The organism is Neisseria sp. HMSC058F07 (assembly GCF_001810035.1).
GTDB classification, from domain to species: Bacteria; Pseudomonadota; Gammaproteobacteria; order Burkholderiales; family Neisseriaceae; genus Neisseria; species Neisseria perflava.
In genome coordinates this window covers 334,859-352,015 of the sequence record NZ_KV799706.1, presented here as the reverse complement: position 1 = coordinate 352,015, position 17,157 = coordinate 334,859, and the positions used below count along the sequence as shown (strand labels likewise).

The window sequence follows — 17,157 nt, the reverse complement described above, 5'->3', positions numbered from 1 at the left end:
ACCATCTTGCCCGCATAAAACGCAATCCGCACGATTTTATTAAAATTAATGCAATTTGCGTATTTTATTCTATCTTAAATTATTTTTTAAGACATTTAAATATAAATTAAACCCTTTTGTGCAGAAAAACAACGTTACCCATTTTTGCTATCCTGTTCCCCTGCCTGCCTTTCCTTTCCTATTTGTTTCAAATCAGCCGCTACAAGCATTTTCATATTGCCCCTATGAGGCTTAGGCTAATATAATATTGAGTTTGCCGAGAGCAAAAGCTGAGGCTTAAACTGCTTTCTATCCACGCTGCCCGTGCGCTTTACAAGAGTTTCAGACGGCCTCCGTCCAACTCCCGCCAGCAATCAAACAGCTTTTTATCACCCATTCGAAAATCCGTTTTGCCGGTACTCGTCTTTCTTTTTGGAGTATTGCCATTATGACCGCAACCACTGCGTCTTCAGCCAAACCTTATTTGCAAATCCAAGGCTTGGTGAAAAAGTTTGGTGACAATTACGCTGTCGATAACATCGACTTGGACATTTACCAACATGAAATCTTTGCCCTTTTGGGCAGTTCAGGCAGTGGCAAATCCACGCTGCTGCGCATGTTGGCAGGCATGGAAAGCCCAAACCAGGGCAAAATCATTCTCGACGGCCAAGACATTACCAAGCTTGCTCCGTATGAGCGCCCAATCAACATGATGTTCCAAAGCTATGCCCTGTTCCCGCACATGAGCGTTGAACAAAACATCGCTTTTGGTCTGAAACAAGACAAAATGCCTAAAGGCGAAATCGACGCCCGCGTCGAAGAAATGTTGCGCCTGGTGCAAATGACCAAATACGCCAAACGCAAGCCGCACCAACTCTCCGGCGGCCAGCAACAGCGTATCGCTTTAGCGCGCAGCCTGGCGAAACGTCCTAAAATCCTGCTGCTTGACGAACCTTTGGGCGCACTCGATAAAAAACTACGCCAACAAACCCAACTGGAATTGGTCAACACGCTGGAACAAGTCGGCGTAACCTGCATCATGGTTACCCACGACCAAGAAGAAGCGATGACCATGGCTACCCGTATCGCCATTATGTCTGACGGCCAATTGCGCCAAGTCGGCACCCCTAGCGACGTGTACGACTACCCTAACAGTCGCTTTACCGCCGAATTTATCGGCGAAACCAATATTTTTGACGGTGTCGTTGTTGACGACCGCGCCGATTTCTCTATCGTCAAATGTGACGGCTTGGAAAACCACGTCCGCATCGACCACGGCCTGGGCGTTCCGAACGAGCATGAAATCTGGATCAGTATCCGCCCTGAAGATATTGATTTGCATAAAGAAAAACCAGAACATTTGGGCGCACACAACTGGGCTCAAGGCACAGTCAAAGAAATTGCCTACTTGGGCAGCTTTGCGATTTACCACATCAAACTCGCCAACGGCCGTGTTGTCAAAAGCCAAGTTCCCGCACCTTATTGGTATGTGCGTAACATTACGCCACCGACTTGGGACGAGACCGTCTATATCAGCTGGCCTGAAAACCAACCTACGCCTCTGTACAGTTAATTTGAGGGAAATGCAATGGACCTTAAAAAACTGAAAAAGAAACTGTTTCGCCGTCCTGGACAACGTGCAGTTATTGCCGTACCGTATATTTGGCTTTTGATTCTGTTTCTGATTCCGTTCGCCATCGTATTGAAAATCAGCTTTGCCGAACAAGAAATCGCTATTCCGCCATTTACGCCACTGACAACGATTGATGAAGACTTAGGCCGTCTAAACATTGCCATCAGCTATCAGAACTACGCCGACATCTTCCAAAACTTTTGGAATACGCTCAATCCGTTTGGCGACAGTGAAAACAGCAATATCTATCTGATGACCTACTGGTCTTCGATTAAGACCGCGCTGACGACGACCATCATCTGCCTGCTGATTGGTTATCCGACCGCTTATGCCATTTCACGCGCCAATCCGGCTGCGCGCAACGGCCTGCTGTTGGCAATCATGCTGCCTTTCTGGACCTCTTTCCTGTTGCGTGTTTACGCATGGATGGGCTTATTGGGTCACAACGGCATCATCAACAATTTCTTAATCAAATACGGAATCATCAGCGAGCCTTTAGACCTGTTCTACAATGCTTTCTCGCTGAATTTGGTGATGGTTTACGCCTATCTGCCGTTTATGATTTTGCCGCTGTACACACAACTGGTAAAACTGGACAACCGCCTGCTCGAAGCCGCTTCCGACTTGGGTGCAGGTCCGATCAAATCGTTCTTTACCATTACCTTGCCTTTATCCAAAACAGGCATCATCGCAGGCTCTATGCTGGTCTTCGTTCCGGCCGTCGGTGAATTTGTGATTCCTGAATTGGTGGGCGGCTCTGAAAACCTGATGATCGGTAAAGTATTGTGGCAGGCATTCTTCGACCAAAACAACTGGCCGCTGGCTTCTGCCGTCGCCGTCGTCATGGTTGCCCTGTTGGTTGTACCGATTGCCCTGTTCCAACACTATGAAAACCGCGAATTGGAAGAAGGAGGCAAATAATGCAGAAAACCAAATTATCCTGGTTCTTGAAACTGATGCTCCTGCTCTCGCTGGCATTCCTCTATATTCCGCTGGTGGTTTTGGTCATTTATTCTTTCAATGAATCTAAGCTGGTTACCGTTTGGGGCGGTTTCTCAACCAAATGGTACGGCGCATTGATGGAAAACGACACCATCTTGGAAGCGGCCTGGCTGTCATTGCGTATCGCCATCGTTTCCTCGCTTGCCGCCGTGGCACTCGGCACATTGGCTGGTTACGCCATGGCGCGTATCAAACGCTTCCGAGGCAGCACCCTGTTTGCCGGTATGATTTCCGCGCCTATGGTGATGCCTGATGTGATTACCGGTTTGTCCATGCTACTGCTGATTATTCAGGTGCAAATGTTCCTGCAAGGCAGTGAATTGCTGCAATCGCTCTACTTCGATCGCGGCTTCTTCACCATCTTCCTCGGCCACACCACGCTTTGCATGGCGTACATTACCGTCGTTATCCGCTCGCGCTTGGTGGAATTGGATCAATCCTTGGAAGAAGCTGCAATGGACTTGGGGGCCCGTCCACTGAAGATTTTCTTCGTGATTACCCTGCCGCTAATTGCCCCTGCGATTGCTTCCGGCTTCCTTTTAGGCATTACCCTGTCTTTAGACGACTTGGTGATTACCTCCTTCCTGTCAGGCCCAGGTTCATCGACATTGCCGCAAGTGATTTTCTCCAAAATCAAACTCGGTCTTGACCCTCAGATGAACGTTTTGGCAACCATCCTGATCGGTATCATCGGTACGCTGGTGATTGTCGTCAACTACTGGATGATGCGTCAGGCAACCAAACGGGAACGCGAGGCTGCCGAAGCCTACCGCCAAGAAAAATTGGCAGCCGAGAAAGCCGCCTAATATGCAGACAGGCTGTCCGATAAAGTGTCGGAACAGCCTGTTTTATTAACTGCATCTTATCCTTTCAGACGGCCTGAACATAAACCCCACATTCCAGGCCGTCTGAAAACCAATTTCAATGAAGTGAAAACCAACCTAAAGCTCAAATCATGATCAATCCCAGCTTCAAAGAATACCTTCCTTCCTACTATGTCAGCACGGCCAATCCCCATCCATCTTATCCGACGCTTGAAGGCCGTCTGAAAACTGAAACCTGCGTTATCGGCGGCGGCCTGTCCGGCTTATGCACCGCCCTACCGCTTGCCGAAAACGGCCATGAAGTCATCGTACTTGAAGCCGCCCGTATCGGTTTCGGCGCATCAGGCCGCAGCGGCGGACAAGTCATCAGCGACTTTGCCTGCGGCATGGAAGAAATCGAAAAACAAGTCGGCTTGGAACAGGCCCAATGGTTCTGGCAGCAATCTCTGCAAGCCGTTGAACTGGTTGACTCGCGCATTCAAAAACACAATATCCAATGCGATTGGCAACGCGGCTACGCTACCGTCGCCGTCCGTCCTCAGCATTGGGAAGAATTGCAGCAATGGCACGAACACGCTCAAAAACATTATGGTGCAAGCCATTACCAGCTTTGGGATAAAGCCACGCTGAAGCAACAACTTGCCAGCGATATGTATCAAGGCGCGCAATTTGATCCTTTATCCGGTCACTTGCACCCGCTTAATTACACCCTAGGCATTGCCAAAGCGGCAGCCGATGCAGGCGCACAACTTTTTGAGCAATCCCCGATGACGCGTATCGAGCCATGCGATAACGGCTGGCTGGTTCATACACCTAATGGTAGCGTCGAGTGCAAAAACCTCGTTTATGCCGTCAATACTTATGCCGGTTTGCACCCAAAATTCAAAGTATTGGAACAAAAAGCCATTGCAGTCAGCACCTTTATCATTGCCACCGAGCCTCTGGGCGAACGTGCCAAAGACCTGATCCGCAACAATATGGCCATCTGCGACAACCGCCACGTCCTCGACTACTACCGCCTCAGCGCTGACGGCCGCCTGCTCTTCGGCGGCAAAGACAACGAGTTTATCGACGATCCTGGCCGCATGACCGAACTCGTCCGCCAAGACATGCTGAAAGTTTTCCCACAACTTGCCGATGCCAGAATCGAGCATTCTTGGGGCGGTGAATGCGACATCACGCGCAACCTCGCTCCACATTTCGGCCGCCTCGCCCCTACCGTTTTCTACGCCCAAGGCTATTCCGGACACGGCATGGCGATTACCGGCATTGCCGGTTTGGCGATTGCCGAAGCCATCATGGGCGATGACGGCCGTCTGAAACCTTTTGAGCAACTGCGCCACAGCAACATCATTACCCAGCCTTTCCTACGCAAACTCGGCTCTTTCCTCGGCTCAAAATACTATCAATGGAAAGACAGCCACTAAACCCAAGTAACAAACATATTTCAGACGGCGGCAGATTCAAGTAAAATTCAGGCCGTCTGAAAGCTTAGATACGACAAAATTCAATCATTTATCAGCAAGGAAACCATCATGAGCAACCATCACAAACTCATCATCCTCGGCTCCGGCCCTGCCGGCTATACGGCCGCCGTCTATGCCGCCCGTGCCAACCTCAACCCTGTAATCATTACCGGCGTTGAGCAAGGAGGACAATTGATGACCACCACCGAAGTGGACAACTGGCCTGCCGATGCCGAAGGTGTACAAGGTCCGGAACTGATGGCCCGTTTCCAAGCTCATGCCGAACGCTTCGGTACTGAAATGATTTTCGACCAAATCCACACCGTTGATTTGCAAAACCGTCCGTTTACCCTCAAAGGCGATATGGGCGAATACACTTGCGATGCACTCATCGTTGCCACCGGCGCATCCGCCAAATATTTAGGTTTGCCAAGCGAAGAAACCTTTGCCGGAAAAGGCGTTTCCGCCTGTGCGACTTGCGATGGTTTCTTCTACAAAAAACAAGATGTTGCCGTAGTCGGCGGTGGCAATACCGCTGTGGGAGAAGCACTCTACCTTGCCAATATCGCCAACACCGTTACCCTGATTCACCGCCGCGATAGCTTCCGTGCCGAAAAAATCATGGTGGACAAACTGATGCAACGCGTCGAAGAAGGCAAAATCATCCTCAAGCTCAACAGCTCGGTTGATGAAATCTTGGGCGACGAAAGCGGCGTTACCGGTGCACGCCTGAAACACAATGACGGCAGTACTGAAGAAATCGCTGTAAAAGGCGTTTTCATCGCCATCGGCCACAAACCCAACACCGATATCTTCAAAGGTCAACTCGATATGGATGAAACCGGCTACCTGAAAACCAAAGGCGGTACCGGTGACAATGTCGGCGCAACCAATATCGAAGGCGTATGGGCGGCAGGCGACGTCAAAGACCATACCTACCGTCAAGCCATCACCAGCGCCGCTTCCGGCTGCCAAGCCGCGCTTGATGCCGAACGTTGGCTCGACCGCCACGGTGTATAAACCTCTAAGCTACGCCCTATTCTTTAAAACATAATCAAAAGGCCGTCTGAAATTTCAGACGGCCTATAATCTATCTGCCACACTAAATATTCATTTTAAAAGCAAATTTATATCAAATAAGTACTTTTGCTTTATAATAACGACAAATACCCAACAAACAGGGAACGAACATGAAAAAAACACTAATGACACTTATCCTTTGCGCACTGACTCCTGCCGCCCTGGCTGCCGATACTTACGGCTACCTGGCCATGTGGCAAAACCCAGCCAACAGCGATGAAGCGCTGCAAATCAAAACCACCAAAGAAAATGCCACCCAACTGGATGCGACAGCCGAACTCGAAACATTCTGCAAAGGCCAAGATGCCTTAGCCGGCATCGGTGCAGGCCAAGCAACAGGCTGCAAAACGGTTGTCCCTCTGCACAACACCTGTATCGCTGTTGCCTATCCTAAAGCCATGGGCAAATTGACTGCTCAAAACGTGGTAGCCATTACCTCCCCACGTTTCAAAACCGTGCATCAAATTGCCTTGAACCAATGTATCAAAAAATACGGCTCACAAGGACAATGTGCTTTAGAAACAGTCTATTGCACTTCCGAAACCTACTATCAAGGTACAGTCAAAACCCTTTGGGAAAAAATCAAATCCATTTAAGGCCGTCTGAAAATAAAACCGGCTTGCCCGATATTCTCTATATCACGGCAAGCCGGTTTTTTATTCTGGCTTTTATTTGCTGTTTTTTTCCAACAATTTGGCCACAACGCCTTCAGCCTGTTTCACCAAATCAGGGTTGGTTCGGAAGTGGTTTTCATCATTTAAAGAGTAGCTGACAGTAGAAACCGCATACTTCGTGCTTCGCAACACAAATACGCCTTTACGCAAGATTTCGTCATTGCCTTTGGTTTTGTAACGCAGATTATACGGGCAAGAAGAATCATACAGTTTGCCACGGTTGTCTGCGGTTACAATCGTGCTGCCAATGCCGCGTTTTGCCAAAGCTTTGGACAAAGCCTTGTCCAAATCATGCGGACGCACTTTTGCATTCTGAATGATGCAGACATGTTTGATGCTGGTCAGCTCTTCAGGTTTCAATACTCTTTGTTCCGTAGTAGAACACGCGCCCAGCAACAATACGGCTGAAGCCGCTGCTAAAATCATGGTTTTCATCTGTTTTCCTTTTTAAAATTTTCAAACAATAAATATTCAGACGGCCTTTACAAAAAGGCCGTCTGAAAAAATCAACGTACGTTTTTCATCAAACGTTGTTTCTCACGCTTCCAATCCGCTTCTTTCAGGCTTTGGCGTTTGTCATGCTGTTTCTTACCCTTGGCCAAACCGATTTCCACTTTGATTCTACCACGTGTGTAATGCAGGTTTAAGGGCACAATCGTATAACCGGCACGTTCGGTTTTACCGATTAACTTGTTGATTTCCGATTGTTTCAACAACAACTTACGCGGACGGACAGGGTCGGGTTTGACGTGTGTCGAGGCAGTGGGCAATGCGGTAATGTGGCAGCCCACCAAATAGAATGCGTCTTTTTTCCAGTAGATATAGCTTTCTTTTAATTGCACGCGTGCAGCGCGGATGGCTTTGACTTCCCATCCCTCCAATACTATACCGGCTTCGATTTGGTCTTCGATAAAGAAATCGTGAAAGGCTTTTTTATTATTGGCAATACTCATTGTGCTGATTCTTTACAAACTTTTCAGACGGCCTATTTTATCAGGCATGCTTAAAAAATAAAACGGCAAACGGTTTTGAAACGTTTATTCGCTTAAAACATGGCGGCGGTAAAAACGGTCGATATCAGCAATCGCTTTTTCATCTTCAGGGCGCAAATCCAGTTTCAAATCGGCAAGGCGGATTAAGATTTGGTCTTCACGCTCGGCAACGGCGCAGCTGACCTCGCCTTCGCTACGAAAATGACGGATAAGCTCGTCTAACTGGTTTAAAGCATTTTGATAAGATGAATTTTGATTCATAATTTTTAACTCGAACGCCCATAAAAAATGGCGGGAAACCCCGCCATGATTTTACGGCTTACGCCGCGCATTTGATTAAGCAGCTTGAATGTTAGCAGCTTGTTTGCCTTTAGGGCCGGTGGTTACGTCGAAAGATACGCGTTGACCTTCTTTCAGGGTTTTGAAACCATCCATGTTGATCGCTGAGAAGTGAGCGAACAAATCTTCGCCACCTTCATCAGGAGTGATGAAACCAAAACCTTTAGCGTCGTTAAACCATTTTACGATACCGGTTGCCATTAGAAACTTCCTATACTTAAAAATTAACAAAATCAGCAAAACAAGGCATACAGCAAACTAAAACGTTCAGCGTTTCTCCCACGTATCACATACGCGGTCGAGTGCCAACTTCTGCTTAACCGTCTTTTTACATTTGTTAAGACAAAACGTCAAGCTATGTTTTCAAAAAAGTGGGAAAATAGAAAAAAATTGCCGAAATACAACAGAAAACTGTTTACACTCTAAAACAGGCCGTCTGAAAACTGAAACCTAAGCTTATGAACCATCCGAATACCGACCACCAATCCGATACCCTGCTCAGCGATATCAACACACAGCCGCCGAAACGTTACGGCGTATTTTTATTGAACGACGATTACACCACCATGGAATTTGTCGTCGAAATCCTGACCGAAGTCTTTATGCTTACACAGGAACAGGCAGTGGCCGTCATGTTGCTGGTGCACCACGAAGGCAAAGGCCTGTGCGGCACCTACACGCGCGATATTGCGCAGACCAAGCAACATCAGGTCATGGAACGTGCCAAAGCTGAAGGGCATCCGCTCAAATGTATAGTCGAAGAGGTTTAAATCATGCTTTCACCCGAATTGGAACACATCCTGCAACTGCTCTACCGTGAAGCACGCAACGCCCGTTATGAGTTTATCAGCTTGGAACACCTGCTTTTGGTGTTGATAGAAGAAGATGCGGCTGTGCCGAACGTCTTGAAACTGTGTGGTGCGGATTTGAAAGTCCTGTCCGAGCAGCTTGCGGCCAGCGTTGCAGAAAATACACCGCAAATTCCCGATCATCTTCTGGATACGGTCGAAACCCAGCCGACATTGGGCTTCCAACGCGTCATCCAACGGGCAATGGTGCATACCCAGTCTGCCGGCAAAGCCGCAGTAGAGCCTTTGGATATTTTGGTTGCCATGATGAGCGAATCTGAAAGCCATGCCGTTTATTTCCTCAAATTGCAATCCATTACACGCTTTGAAGTCTTGCGTTGCATTGCCCATGGCTCGCCTGATGACGAAGACTGCAATGATTCAGACGGCCTGGGACGCGAGGGCGAAGAAGCGGAACAGAAAACCGGCTCTCTTTCCGACTACACCGTCAACCTCAACGCCGAAGTCAAAGCCGGCCGTATCGACCCTTTGATTGGTCGCAAACACGAAATGGAAAGGCTGGTACAAATCCTGTGCCGCCGCCGCAAAAACAATCCGCTTTTGGTCGGCGAGGCTGGTGTGGGCAAAACCGCGCTGGCGGAAGGCTTAGCACACCAAATCGTCAACGGCGATATTCCCGACGTGCTGAAAGAAGCCGAAGTATACGCACTGGATATGGGTTCGCTTTTGGCGGGCACGAAATACCGCGGCGACTTTGAAGCACGGGTCAAATCCGTCTTGAAACAGCTCGAAAAAATCCCGCACGCCATTTTATTCATCGACGAAATCCACACCATCATCGGCGCGGGCAGCACCAGCGGTGGCACAATGGATGCGTCTAACCTGCTCAAACCTGCGCTGGCAAAAGGCTCGCTGCGCTGCATCGGTGCGACCACTTATGACGAATACCGTACCATTTTCGACAAAGACCACGCCTTAAGCCGCCGTTTCCAAAAAATTGACGTGGTCGAGCCTACCATTTCCGAAACCGTACAAATCCTGCGCGGCTTGAAACCGATGTTTGAAGATTTCCACCAAGTCCGCTATACGCAAGGCGCACTTGAAGCCGCAGCCGAACTTTCCGCCCGCTACATCAACGAACGTTTCCTGCCCGACAAAGCCATCGACGTAATGGATGAAGCAGGCGCGGCGCAACGGATTTTGCCCAAATCCAAACAGAAAAAAGTCATCGGCAAAGCGCAAATCGAAACCGTCATCGCCAAAGTTGCGCGGATTCCCGAAAAAACCGTGTCGCACGACGACAAACAAGTGTTGCAATTCCTCGGCCGTGATTTGAAAAACATGGTTTACGGTCAGGAAAACGCCATTGACGCGCTGGTTGCCGCCGTCAAAATGTCGCGCTCCGGCCTCGCCCTGCCCGACAAACCGATAGGCAGTTTCCTCTTCTCCGGCCCAACCGGCGTCGGCAAAACCGAAGTCGCCAAACAGCTTGCCTACTCGATGGGCGTACCGCTGCAACGCTTTGATATGTCCGAATACATGGAACGCCACGCCGTATCGCGCCTCATCGGCGCACCACCAGGCTACGTCGGCTTTGAACAAGGCGGCCTTTTGACCGAAGCCGTCAACAAGCAGCCGCATTGCGTGTTGCTCTTGGACGAAATCGAAAAAGCCCACCCCGACATTTTCAACGTCCTCCTGCAAGTCATGGACGCAGGCAAACTGACCGACAACAACGGCAAGAGTGCCGACTTCCGCAACGTCATCCTGATTATGACCACCAACGCAGGCGCGGAAAGCCTCAGCCGACCCAACCTCGGCTTTACCGCCAAACGCGAGCGCGGCGACGAAATGCAGGCAATCAACAAACTCTTCACGCCCGAGTTCCGCAACCGCTTGGACGCGATTATCCCATTTGCGCCCTTGTCCGAACCCATTATCGTCAAAGTCGTGGACAAATTCCTGCTCCAGCTCGAACACCAGCTCCTCGACAAAAAAGTCGAAGCCGAATTCACACCGGCATTGCGCAAATATCTGGCGGAAAAAGGTTTCGACCCGCAAATGGGCGCACGCCCGATGAACCGCCTGATCCAGGAAAAAATCCGCAAACCGCTCGCCGACGAACTTCTGTTCGGCAAACTCACCGAAGGTGGCTTTGTGCTGATAGACTGGGATGCAGCAAAAGAAAAAGCCGTGTTGAAGTTTAAGAAAAGCAAGGTCAAACCTGAAACAGAAACTGTTTAACCGACTGAAAAATAAAAGGCCGTCTGAAATTTCAGACGGCCTTTTTATCCCAATCAAAAATCTGATTTACAAAACAGATTTAACAGTGGCAACCACATTGTCTACGGTAAAGCCGAATTCTTTGAACAGCAAATCAGCAGGTGCAGACTCGCCGAAGCGGTTGATACCGACCACGGCGCCGTTCAAACCGACGTATTTATACCAACCGTCGGCATGTCCGGCTTCTATGGCTACGCGTGGCAAACCTTCCGGCAGAACAGCGGCTTTATAGGCGGCATCTTGACGGTCGAATACATTGGTAGAAGGCATGGAAACAACGCGTACGGCAATACCTTGTTCTGCCAATACTTTTTGCGCTTCCAGAGCCAATTCAACTTCAGAACCGGTAGCAATTACAACAGCTTGTGCATTGCCTTGAGCTTCACTGATGACGTAGCCACCGCGTTTGATGTCGTTCAGCTGTTGTTCATCACGCGCTTGGAATTTCAGGTTTTGACGGCTGAAAATCAAGCTGGACGGATGATCGGCAGCTTTAACGGCTTCAGCCCACGCCACCAAAGATTCAACGGTATCGCATGGACGCCATACATCCATATTTGGAATTAGGCGCAGAGTGGCAGTTTGCTCGATAGGTTGGTGGGTAGGACCATCTTCGCCCAAACCAATGGAATCGTGAGTGAACACAAATACAGGGTTGATTTTCATCAGCGACGCCATACGCAAAGCATTACGCTCGTATTCGCTGAACATCAGGAAAGTCGCGCCGAATGGTTTAACACCGCCATGCAGGGTAAGGCCGTTCATGATTGCGCCCATGCCGAACTCGCGAACGCCGTAGTGAATATAGTTGCCGCCGTGTTCGCGGGTAACGGAAACGCTGTTTGACCAGTCAGTCAGGTTGGACGGGGTCAAGTCTGCAGAACCGCCCACCAATTCAGGCAGCTCTTTTGCCAAGATTTCGATGCTGTTTTGGCTGGCTTTACGGGTGGCGATGGTTTCTGCTTTGGCGCACACTTCTTTCAATGCGGCTTGAACGTAAGCATCGAAGTTTTCAGGCAGTTTTTTATCCATGCGACGCACAAATTCTGCGGCTTCGGCAGGATATTTGGCTTGATATTGAGCGAAGAGTTCGTTCCATTCGGCCTCAAGTTTCGCGCCTTTTTCTTTTGCATCCCATGCAGCATAGATCTCTTGAGGGATTTCAAACGCAGGATAAGCCCAACCCAAATGTTTGCGCGTGGCTTCGATCTCGTCCGCACCCAAAGGCGCACCGTGGGTTTTGTGGCTGCCTTCTTTGTTAGCACTGCCTTTACCGATTAAGGTTTTGCAGCAAATCAGGGAAGGTTTGCCGGTTTCGGCGCGGGCGGCTTCAATGGCCGTCTGAATGGCATCGGTATCATGACCGTTTACATTTGGAATCACCTGCCAGCCGTAGCTTTCAAAACGTTGCGGGATGTTTTCGGTAAACCAACCGTCCACTTTACCGTCAATGGAAATATTGTTGTCATCATATAAAACAATCAGTTTGCCCAAACCTAAAGTGCCGGCAAGCGAGCAGGCTTCGTGCGATACGCCTTCCATCATACAACCGTCGCCCATGAAGACGTAGGTGTGGTGGTCAACGATGTTCAAACCGTCTTTATTAAATTCGGCAGCCAAGATTTTTTCGGCTAAAGCCATGCCCACTGCGTTGGCAATACCTTGTCCCAATGGACCGGTCGTGGTTTCCACGCCGTCGGTGTAGCCATATTCAGGATGGCCGGGGGTTTTGCTGTGCAGTTGGCGGAAGTTTTTCAGATCATCAATGGAAACGTTGTAGCCGGTCAGGTGCAACAGGCTGTAAAGAATCATAGAAGCATGACCATTGGAGAGGACAAAACGGTCGCGGTTGTAGAATTTTGGGTTGGCCGGATTATGATTGAGGAACTTCGTCCACAATACTTCCGCCATTTCCGCCATACCCATAGGCGCACCCGGGTGGCCGGAGTTGGCTTTTTGTACGGCATCGACTGAGAGGAAACGGATTGCGTTTGCCAGTTGAGACATGGTTTGACCTTCCTTGGACAAGATTGGAAATATGAAAAAAGGTGTGCCGATTATCGCCTGAATCAGCCGTGCTTTCAAGGATAGCTTTTGATATTCGCTTTGTCAGACGGCCTGTTTCCACTCGGTTGCCCGAAACGGACAGGATAGATGATATTAACTGTTATTTCGTTTTGAAACAGTGCTTTATATATTTTTATCGTGTAAATAGCAAATCACTATAAGTTTGCATACAGGCTGATTCGTAAACCTTTGAATACTGCCCTTTTCAGACGGCCCTACATCAAACGGCCACAAGGAATCCATCGTTAAGACGAAGTCCCTCTTTTGCTTTGAATAGAGTCAAATGTTATGATTTGTATGCACGCGAAAGGCCGTCTGAAAATATTCACATCAAATTACTACCATGACAACAGGCTTGTGTGCACTTCATCAAGGAACACTGAAATGTCACCAGAAAACCAAGCTGAAAATACCACACCCTCAACAGAAAAAACAGCAAAAGCCACTCCGCCCAAACCTTCCAAACCTAAATCCAGCGTGATTCAAATCCATCCTGAAGGCGAACGCATCCATCCTAAAAAGGCGGAAGGACGCTTTGCCAAACTGCGTATCGCCGCAGTATTGGCGACCCAGTTTGTATTTTACGTTATTCCATGGTTCAACTGGAGCGGCCGTCAGGCGGTTTTATTCAATATCCCTGACCGTCATTTCTTCATTTTCGGACTGTCGCTGGGTATGGGCGATTTGATTTACCTTGCCTTACTGCTGATGATTTGCGCATTCGGATTGTTTTGGTGGACAACCATTGCCGGTCGTTTGTGGTGCGGCTATTCATGCCCGCAAACGGTTTACACCGAAATTATGCTGTGGATTGACAACTTGGTCGAAGGCGATAGAAACAAACGCCTAAAACTGGAAAAATCGCCTTGGAACTTTACTAAAATTCGCATTAAGGCCACCAAATACCTGCTGATTTTCCTTGTCTGCGCATGGACAGGTATCACTTTTGCAGGCTGGTTTATCCCGATCCGCCAATTTGTTCCCGATTTATTCACCGGAGCAGCAGGCGGCGGCGCAATGTTTGCCGCAGCATTTTACGGATTCATGACTTTCTTCTTCGCCCACATCATGCGCGAAAAAGTGTGTCTGCATATGTGTCCGTATGCACGTTTCCAAAGTGCAATGTTTGACAAAGACACGCTGATTATTTCTTACGATACCGAACGCGGCGAACCGCGCGGCGCACGCAAGAAAACCGCCAACAAAGAAGACAGCGGCTTGGGCGACTGCATCAACTGCACCATGTGCGTGCAAGTCTGCCCCGTCGGTATCGACATCCGCGACGGTTTGCAATACCAATGTATCGGCTGCGCGGCGTGTATCGATGCCTGCGACGAAATCATGGACAAAATGGGCTACGAGCGCGGCTTGATCCGTTATACAACCGAAGGCGCGTTGGAACACGAATACCCTGAAAGCGACATCAAAAAACGCTTGAAACGTCCGCGCGTAGCTGGTTATGGCGCAGTACTCCTGGTGGTCATCATCGCCTTCCTGGTCGGCATTTCCACCCGAAAAATGGTCGAAGTCGATATCCTGAAAGACCGTGGTGTCATGGTTCGCGAAAACAGCCAAGGCTGGTTGGAAAATGCCTATAACCTGCGTATTATCAACAATAGTGAAAACGAACAACTGATGACCGCAACCGTCAAAGGCTTTGACGAAATCGCGCTGACCGGCCTGCCTGAAAACGGTATTAAAATTGCGCCGCGGGAAACCGTTACCATCCCAGTACAGGTATCTACCATTCCCGAATACGCCGACAAAGGCAGCCATCCGATTGAATTTACCTTTATCTATCGCGAGACCGGCTCTGCCGACTCCAAACCGACTACTTTAGAAGAAAAAGCAACCTTTATCGGAGAATAAACGGTGTCCCCACAACCCAAAATCAAACCTTGGTACAAACATATTTGGCCCTGGGTGCTGATGGCAGGCCCCATCTTCGTCGTTATCGCCAGCGTTTCCATGTTCTTCGTCGCAAAAGAACACACGACAGACTTGGTGTCTGACGATTACTACAAAGACGGCAAACACATCGAAATCCAACTTCACCGTGATGAAGAAGCCGTTAAACGGCAAATTCAAGTGCAGGTCTTAATCAGTCCGGATATGAATGCCGCCAAAGTATTCGTCAGCGGACAATTCGATACCAAACAGCCATTAAACCTATTGTTGATGCACCCGACGCGCAAAGCCGATGACCAAACCGTCAAGCTGCGCGCCGTAACAGCCGAACCACAAAACGGCCGCATGGAATACGAAGCCGTCTTTAAACCTTTACGCCCAACCAATCATTGGTACTTACGCGTTGAAGATGCCTCAGGCGTATGGCGTGTTGAAAACAAATGGATAGTCAGCCAAGGCAATGCAGTCAATCTGACGCCTATGGACAAATTGTTCGACAACGGCAAACAAGCCGCTTCAACAGAACAATAAATCCCGACCCAGGCCGTCTGAAACCTTTCAGACGGCCTGAAATCTTCATACCCTCTTATATTCCCTTCCAAATATGATTTTTTCCGATTGGCGCAGACTGACCGAAAATGAAGTCCGTATGGCAAAACAAGTTTTTGCGGACAGCATAGACTTCCACCACATCAAAATATATCGCGGCATTCCACTTATACCCAACGCCAATACCGCCATTGCGCCCAATGGAAACATATACTTTCCTCGTAAACACTGCCCTGATGATTTCACTCAAGCCGGCATCGCCTACAAAATCTGGCTGATTCATGAGCTGACACATGTCTGGCAACACCAGCGCGGTCACAAAGTTTGGCTTTCCGGCCTATTCATCATGCTCAAAGGCGGATACAGAAAACGCAAAGCTTACGCCTACCCTATCCCCTTACCCCACATCAACCAATTAAATATCGAACAGCAGGCAGACCTTATTGCTCACTATTTCGCAGCTACTTTTCTACCCAAAAACATTTACACCCCGCAACAGCCTATTTTTCAGACGGCCTTAGCAGATTTTCTTCACAACCCACACGACAAAAATCTATGCCCAAGATACTTGTCGGCAAAAAAACAACACTTCAAAAAGCAGAGTGAACAAATAAGCTATAATGAACAACCCGACACATCATCCAAAAGATCCCAAACCATGCCTTGGAACATACCTATTTTACTTACCTGGATGCGCGTCCTATTAATCCCCGTGTTCACCATCCTATTCTATTTACCGAACACATGGATTCAACCACAAACCGTCAACTGGACAGCCGCTATCATCTTTGCACTTGCAGCTATTACAGACTGGTTCGACGGCTTTTTAGCACGCCGCTGGAAACAAACCTCCGACTTCGGTGCATTCCTCGACCCCGTTGCCGACAAGCTCATGGTTGCCGTTGCCCTGCTCCTGCTCGTCAGCCTTGGCAGAACATACGCCATCTTCGCCATGATTATTATCGGCCGGGAAATCACCATTTCCGCCTTGCGCGAATGGATGGCACAAATGGGCAAACGCGGCAGCGTTGCAGTGGCCACTATCGGCAAATTCAAAACCACCGCCCAAATGATCGCCATCTTCCTTTTGCTTATCGGCACAGACAAATATAACGATCCTTTCTATCTCATTGGTAACATATTGATGTTTATAGCATCTGTATTGACCATCTGGTCCATGTGCTACTACCTGAAAATGGCATGGAAAGAATTCAAATAAATTTTTAAAAAAAATAAAAACAAAATACTTGACGCACGCGATTAAATCCATAATAATTGCGTCTTCTTCGATATACGAAGCAACAAACTATCAGAGCGGGAATAGCTCAGTTGGTAGAGCGCAACCTTGCCAAGGTTGAGGTCGCGAGTTCGAGACTCGTTTCCCGCTCCAGTTTAATTTCAGATGCACTCAAATGCGGGAATAGCTCAGTTGGTAGAGCGCAACCTTGCCAAGGTTGAGGTCGCGAGTTCGAGACTCGTTTCCCGCTCCATTCTGATTACTTGTTGATTGTTCTTTTTCAATATGCGGGAATAGCTCAGTTGGTAGAGCGCA

The 17,157-nt window shown here is 48.8% G+C and carries 16 protein-coding genes and 2 tRNA genes; 13 read left to right on the top strand and 5 right to left on the bottom strand.

Annotated features, from left to right (window positions below; all coding sequences use genetic code 11):
* Nucleotides 1-427 precede the first annotated feature (427 nt).
* From HMPREF2696_RS09735 to HMPREF2696_RS09710, 6 genes are all read left to right on the top strand, one after another.
* A complete protein-coding gene (locus HMPREF2696_RS09735) occupies nucleotides 428-1,552 on the top strand; it encodes an ABC transporter ATP-binding protein (RefSeq protein ID WP_004520791.1) in 1,125 nt (374 codons plus the stop codon).
* 15 nt (nucleotides 1,553-1,567) lie between these two features.
* The gene (locus tag HMPREF2696_RS09730) at nucleotides 1,568-2,533 is read left to right on the top strand and encodes an ABC transporter permease subunit (protein WP_004520792.1); all 966 of its coding nucleotides are present in this window, start codon (nucleotides 1,568-1,570) and stop codon (nucleotides 2,531-2,533) included.
* Nucleotides 2,533-3,420: an ABC transporter permease subunit gene (locus HMPREF2696_RS09725; protein WP_003679574.1), complete on the top strand. Its 888-nt coding sequence runs from the start codon at nucleotides 2,533-2,535 to the stop codon at nucleotides 3,418-3,420. The genes HMPREF2696_RS09730 and HMPREF2696_RS09725 overlap by 1 nt, the downstream gene beginning before the upstream one ends.
* Nucleotides 3,421-3,569: 149 nt before the next feature.
* Nucleotides 3,570-4,865: an NAD(P)/FAD-dependent oxidoreductase gene (locus HMPREF2696_RS09720; protein WP_004520794.1), complete on the top strand. Its 1,296-nt coding sequence runs from the start codon at nucleotides 3,570-3,572 to the stop codon at nucleotides 4,863-4,865.
* A gap of 108 nt (nucleotides 4,866-4,973) precedes the next feature.
* Complete coding sequence (trxB, locus tag HMPREF2696_RS09715) at nucleotides 4,974-5,924, top strand: thioredoxin-disulfide reductase (protein WP_004520795.1); 951 nt, start codon at nucleotides 4,974-4,976, stop codon at nucleotides 5,922-5,924.
* A 170-nt stretch (nucleotides 5,925-6,094) separates the two neighbouring features.
* On the top strand, nucleotides 6,095-6,580 hold the full coding sequence (locus HMPREF2696_RS09710; RefSeq protein WP_004520796.1) for a DUF4189 domain-containing protein: 486 nt from the start codon (nucleotides 6,095-6,097) through the stop codon (nucleotides 6,578-6,580).
* Nucleotides 6,581-6,652: 72 nt separating this feature from the next.
* Here the strand turns inward: HMPREF2696_RS09710 and HMPREF2696_RS09705 are convergent, their stop codons facing one another.
* The 4 genes from HMPREF2696_RS09705 to HMPREF2696_RS09690 all read right to left on the bottom strand — a co-directional run bounded on the left by HMPREF2696_RS09705 (nucleotide 6,653) and on the right by HMPREF2696_RS09690 (nucleotide 8,190).
* On the bottom strand, nucleotides 6,653-7,093 hold the full coding sequence (locus HMPREF2696_RS09705; protein ID WP_004520797.1) for a hypothetical protein: 441 nt from the start codon (nucleotides 7,091-7,093) through the stop codon (nucleotides 6,653-6,655).
* A 71-nt stretch (nucleotides 7,094-7,164) separates the two neighbouring features.
* Nucleotides 7,165-7,611, bottom strand: coding sequence for an SsrA-binding protein SmpB (gene smpB / locus HMPREF2696_RS09700; RefSeq protein WP_003679566.1), 447 nt, complete (start codon nucleotides 7,609-7,611; stop codon nucleotides 7,165-7,167).
* Between the two features lie 84 nt (nucleotides 7,612-7,695).
* A complete protein-coding gene (locus tag HMPREF2696_RS09695; protein ID WP_003679564.1) occupies nucleotides 7,696-7,911 on the bottom strand; it encodes a hypothetical protein in 216 nt (71 codons plus the stop codon).
* Between the two features lie 75 nt (nucleotides 7,912-7,986).
* Nucleotides 7,987-8,190 carry a cold-shock protein gene (locus tag HMPREF2696_RS09690; RefSeq protein WP_003682902.1) on the bottom strand — a complete coding sequence of 68 codons (204 nt, stop codon included), beginning with the start codon at nucleotides 8,188-8,190 and terminating at the stop codon, nucleotides 7,987-7,989.
* A 257-nt stretch (nucleotides 8,191-8,447) separates the two neighbouring features.
* Here HMPREF2696_RS09690 and clpS point away from each other — a divergent pair, with 257 nt between their 5' ends.
* Nucleotides 8,448-8,759 (top strand): ATP-dependent Clp protease adapter ClpS, encoded by a 312-nt coding sequence (gene clpS, locus HMPREF2696_RS09685; protein WP_004520799.1) that lies wholly within the window; start codon nucleotides 8,448-8,450, stop codon nucleotides 8,757-8,759.
* A gap of 3 nt (nucleotides 8,760-8,762) precedes the next feature.
* The gene (gene clpA, locus HMPREF2696_RS09680) at nucleotides 8,763-11,042 is read left to right on the top strand and encodes an ATP-dependent Clp protease ATP-binding subunit ClpA (protein ID WP_004520800.1); all 2,280 of its coding nucleotides are present in this window, start codon (nucleotides 8,763-8,765) and stop codon (nucleotides 11,040-11,042) included.
* Between the two features lie 66 nt (nucleotides 11,043-11,108).
* Here the strand turns inward: clpA and tkt are convergent, their stop codons facing one another.
* Complete coding sequence (gene tkt, locus HMPREF2696_RS09675) at nucleotides 11,109-13,088, bottom strand: transketolase (RefSeq protein ID WP_039862482.1); 1,980 nt, start codon at nucleotides 13,086-13,088, stop codon at nucleotides 11,109-11,111.
* 444 nt (nucleotides 13,089-13,532) lie between these two features.
* Here tkt and ccoG point away from each other — a divergent pair, with 444 nt between their 5' ends.
* The 5 genes from ccoG (at nucleotide 13,533) to HMPREF2696_RS09645 (ending at nucleotide 17,095) form a co-directional block, all read left to right on the top strand.
* A complete protein-coding gene (gene ccoG, locus HMPREF2696_RS09670; protein ID WP_004520803.1) occupies nucleotides 13,533-15,017 on the top strand; it encodes a cytochrome c oxidase accessory protein CcoG in 1,485 nt (494 codons plus the stop codon).
* A gap of 3 nt (nucleotides 15,018-15,020) precedes the next feature.
* On the top strand, nucleotides 15,021-15,587 hold the full coding sequence (locus HMPREF2696_RS09665) for a FixH family protein (protein WP_039862483.1): 567 nt from the start codon (nucleotides 15,021-15,023) through the stop codon (nucleotides 15,585-15,587).
* Nucleotides 15,588-16,263: 676 nt separating this feature from the next.
* The gene (pgsA, locus tag HMPREF2696_RS09655) at nucleotides 16,264-16,824 is read left to right on the top strand and encodes a CDP-diacylglycerol--glycerol-3-phosphate 3-phosphatidyltransferase (RefSeq protein ID WP_003679552.1); all 561 of its coding nucleotides are present in this window, start codon (nucleotides 16,264-16,266) and stop codon (nucleotides 16,822-16,824) included.
* A 95-nt stretch (nucleotides 16,825-16,919) separates the two neighbouring features.
* Nucleotides 16,920-16,995, top strand: a tRNA-Gly gene (locus HMPREF2696_RS09650).
* A gap of 24 nt (nucleotides 16,996-17,019) precedes the next feature.
* Nucleotides 17,020-17,095, top strand: a tRNA-Gly gene (locus tag HMPREF2696_RS09645).
* Nucleotides 17,096-17,157 lie beyond the last annotated feature (62 nt).